Origin of the sequence: Bradyrhizobium sp., from assembly GCF_019242285.1 — a bacterium.
Lineage (GTDB): Bacteria > Pseudomonadota > Alphaproteobacteria > Rhizobiales > Xanthobacteraceae > Bradyrhizobium.
Genome location: NZ_JAFAVV010000309.1, coordinates 1 through 2,937, shown reverse-complemented (window position 1 = coordinate 2,937; position 2,937 = coordinate 1). Strand labels below are relative to the sequence as shown.

General features: G+C 63.4%; 7 protein-coding genes. 1 reads left to right on the top strand and 6 read right to left on the bottom strand.

The annotated features are described in order from the left end of the window. The 6 genes from JOY90_RS12240 to JOY90_RS12215 all read right to left on the bottom strand — a co-directional run. On the bottom strand, positions 1–375 hold a 375-nt coding region (locus JOY90_RS12240), incomplete at its 3' end, for a VOC family protein (protein WP_291691394.1). A gap of 76 nt (positions 376–451) precedes the next feature. Continuing rightward, entirely contained in the window at positions 452–796 is a 345-nt protein-coding gene (locus JOY90_RS12235) for a DUF1428 family protein (RefSeq protein ID WP_291691393.1), read from the bottom strand. A gap of 112 nt (positions 797–908) precedes the next feature. Continuing rightward, positions 909–1,343: a DUF1801 domain-containing protein gene (locus JOY90_RS12230; protein WP_291691392.1), complete on the bottom strand. Its 435-nt coding sequence runs from the start codon at positions 1,341–1,343 to the stop codon at positions 909–911. A gap of 14 nt (positions 1,344–1,357) precedes the next feature. Beyond that, positions 1,358–1,570, bottom strand: a complete 213-nt coding sequence (locus JOY90_RS12225) for a hypothetical protein (RefSeq protein WP_291691391.1) — start codon at positions 1,568–1,570, stop codon at positions 1,358–1,360. A gap of 42 nt (positions 1,571–1,612) precedes the next feature. Then, a complete protein-coding gene (locus tag JOY90_RS12220; RefSeq protein WP_291691390.1) occupies positions 1,613–2,044 on the bottom strand; it encodes an SRPBCC domain-containing protein in 432 nt (143 codons plus the stop codon). Continuing rightward, positions 2,041–2,364 (bottom strand): helix-turn-helix transcriptional regulator, encoded by a 324-nt coding sequence (locus tag JOY90_RS12215; protein ID WP_291691389.1) that lies wholly within the window; start codon positions 2,362–2,364, stop codon positions 2,041–2,043. The genes JOY90_RS12220 and JOY90_RS12215 overlap by 4 nt, the downstream gene beginning before the upstream one ends. 320 nt (positions 2,365–2,684) lie before the next feature. Between JOY90_RS12215 and JOY90_RS12210 the strand changes: the two genes are divergently transcribed. Further along, positions 2,685–2,937, top strand: a 253-nt coding sequence (locus JOY90_RS12210; protein WP_291691395.1) for a helix-turn-helix domain-containing protein, incomplete at its 3' end; no start/stop codon positions are given.

The window sequence follows — 2,937 nt, the reverse complement described above, 5'->3', positions numbered from 1 at the left end:
ATTGTTGCCGTCGGGATCGATCAGGAAGGCGCAGTAGAACGGCTTGCGACGGATGCCGGGCCCGCCATTGTCGCGCGCACCGAGCGCGAGCCCGGCGGCATGGAAGCGATCGACGCCCTCTTTCGACGGCGCGCTGAGCGCGAGATGGATCGGACTCCTGCTCGGCTCGTGGCCGTCGCTCCAGAAGCTCGGCCGGCCCGCGCCCACGACGAAGAACGGAGATTGGCGCTGGCCGGTGCCGAACACCAGCCACCCGGTTCCATCATGCTGGGTGTGATCTTCCAGCAGCCGGAAGCCGAGCGGCTCGAGCACGGCGGTGTAGAACCGCTTGCCACGCCCGAGATCGCTGACGACCAGGCCGATATGGTCGAACATGGGAGTTTCCGATCGCGCCTGCTTCCCGACCCGTGATCCTGGCGGCTTGTTCCGACCTTTGTAAGGCCTCGGTCCTTCACATCTGAAGCCACATCTCGAAACCACCGTAGATCAATCGCTTGCCGTCGAACGGCATTTTGCGCTCGAGACGTTCGTCCGCCATGACCTTCTGGCAGACCAGGTCGCGCTCGGCACGGTTTCGATAGATGATCCAGGAGAAGATGATGACCTCGTCGTCATTTGCCTGCACGGCACGGGGGAACGAGGTCAACTGGCCGTGTGGAACATCGTCGCCGATGCATTCGACAAAGGCGATTGCGCCATGCTCCTTCCAGATCTCGCCAGCCTTTCGCGCATGCGCCTTGTAGGTTTCGACCTTGTCCCTCGGCACCGGAATGACAAATCCATCGACATATGACATGAGACCTCCTCGGTTGGTTCGCCTTCCGAGGACGATCGACGGGGCATGAGTCCGACAGCGATGCGCGCGGTTCCGCAAATTTCTTTCGGCGGCCTGAGGCGCTGCAATCGGATCAGCGTCTGACCTTGGACGTATTCAGCGTCACGGCGGCGCGGATCAGCGCCTTGAATGCCTTCGCGTCGATCCTGTCGCCTTCGTGGATGTCGATGGCGCGGCGGGTGTTGCCTTCGAGGCTGGAGTTGAACAGGCCGGCCGGATCATCGAGCGATGCGCCCTTGGCGAATGTCAGCTTCACTGCGGCCTTGTAGGTCTCGCCGGTGCAGATGATGCCGCCATGCTCCCACACCGGAACGCCGCGCCACTTCCATTCCTCGACCACGTCGGAATCGGCCTGCTTGATGAGGGCACGGACGCGCGCGAGCGTCTCACCGCGCCAATCGCCGAGCTCGGCGATTCTCCCGTCGATCAGACGGGAGGGCGAGTAGCCTCGCTTCTCCTCCTTTGCGCCGCTCCTGCTCTTTGGCGCGATCGTCGCCGCCTTCTTCATGGCCGTCGCTCCGCTCATTGGCGCTGCTGCCGCCACTTGATGGCATAAGGCAGCGCGAACAGGTACAGGCCTGTGAGCAGGAGCAGGATGAGCGGGAACAGCGCCAGCAGCCCGACCCAGACGGCCTGCGTTCCCTGTAGCACCGCAACGAGATTGACGATGACGGCCGCCGTGAAAGCAATGGACAGCCAGCGGTGGAGCTGCCGAAACCACGTGTTCCAATCCAATGGGATCTCCTTCGGAGGATTCGAAATATCGCGCGGCAGGCATCAATCCGTGCGCGTCAGCATCTGCTCGAGCTTCTCGAAGAACTGCTTCCAGCCGGCATGCGCACCGCCATAGGCCTGCTTCTGGTCCGGGCGGAAGCCCGCCTGCTCCATGCGCAGCCGCGTGCCCGCACTTGTCGGCGTCAGCGTGAACGTCACCACGCTGGACAGGTTGAAAGCCGCATCGTCATGGGCAAAATTCCAGGTGTAGGACAGTTCCCGGTTCGGCTCGACAGCGAGCACCTCGCAATCCAGCACGCCGCCCCACTCGCCGCGAAGATTGAAACGATGACCCACGCTGGGCTTGAAGTCGTTCTTCATCAGCCACTCCTCGATCAGATGCGGTTGGGTGAGCGCGCGCCAGAGCTTTTCCGGCGGAAAGGGGAATTCGCGTTCGACGACGACGGAGCGGGTTTCGGTCGATGTTGCGTTCATTGGTCCATCCTTTTCAGCAGATCTCCAAGGTGGTCGAACCGGCGCTCCCAGAAGCCGGCCATGCGGCTGGTCCAGTCGATCAGCGGCACCAGCGCGCCGAGCTGCGCGCTGTAGTGCGTCTGCCGCCCCACGTGGCGGTCGCGGACCAGCCCGGCCTGCTTCAAGACGCCGAGATGCTTCGAAACCGCGGGCTGCGAGACGCCAGCCCGCGCCGTGAGCGCCGCAACCGTCTGCTCCCCGTCACGACACAGCCGCTCGAAGATGGCGCGACGGGTCGGATCGGCCAGAGTTTTGAACAGCACGTCGTGGGCGGTGGGCATGGACGATCGATAACCAGCGGGCTATGGATCGACCCATAACTGATGGGTTATGGGTGAGTCAAGCGGGAACTCGGTTGCTCGCTCAGCCGCCAGCTTATCCGGGAAAAGGAAGGGGCGAGCCGCAGCTAACGCAAACCGGGTGCACGCCACGGAGCGGCCGATGGATTGCTCATCAGAGATGGGGACATGGGAAGCGGGACGCCGTGATGCTGCGAGACGAGCGGCGCCATTGCGGACGGCGAAAACGTGTGGTTCTGGCGCCCCGACGCTGGCGCTAGTACCCGCTTTTCTTCTTGGGTGAGTCATGATTCAAGATGGGGATGATTCCCGAAGCAAGAGAAGTTCGGCTCCGGCCGAAGATGCGCAAGGTGCTTGAGGCGCGCTGCCGGGCACCGAGCACGCCGCAAGGCGAGGTGAAGCGGGCGAGGATCGTGTTGTTGGCGGCCGAGGGCCGCAGCACGCGTTCGATTGCTCAGGAAGTCGGCGTTCAGCCACGGATCGTCAGCAAGTGGCGGCATCGGTTTGCCGATCACGGGCTTGCCGGCCTGGAGGATAGCCCGCGCGCAACGAAGC

Excerpts from the sequence above, each read along its gene's own strand:
- JOY90_RS12235 (WP_291691393.1), bottom strand. The coding sequence starts at position 796 with ATGTCATATGTCGATGGATTTGTCATTCCGGTGCCGAGGGACAAGGTC.
- JOY90_RS12230 (WP_291691392.1), bottom strand. The coding sequence starts at position 1,343 with ATGAAGAAGGCGGCGACGATCGCGCCAAAGAGCAGGAGCGGCGCAAAG.
- JOY90_RS12220 (WP_291691390.1), bottom strand. The coding sequence starts at position 2,044 with ATGAACGCAACATCGACCGAAACCCGCTCCGTCGTCGTCGAACGCGAA.
- JOY90_RS12215 (WP_291691389.1), bottom strand. The coding sequence starts at position 2,364 with ATGCCCACCGCCCACGACGTGCTGTTCAAAACTCTGGCCGATCCGACC.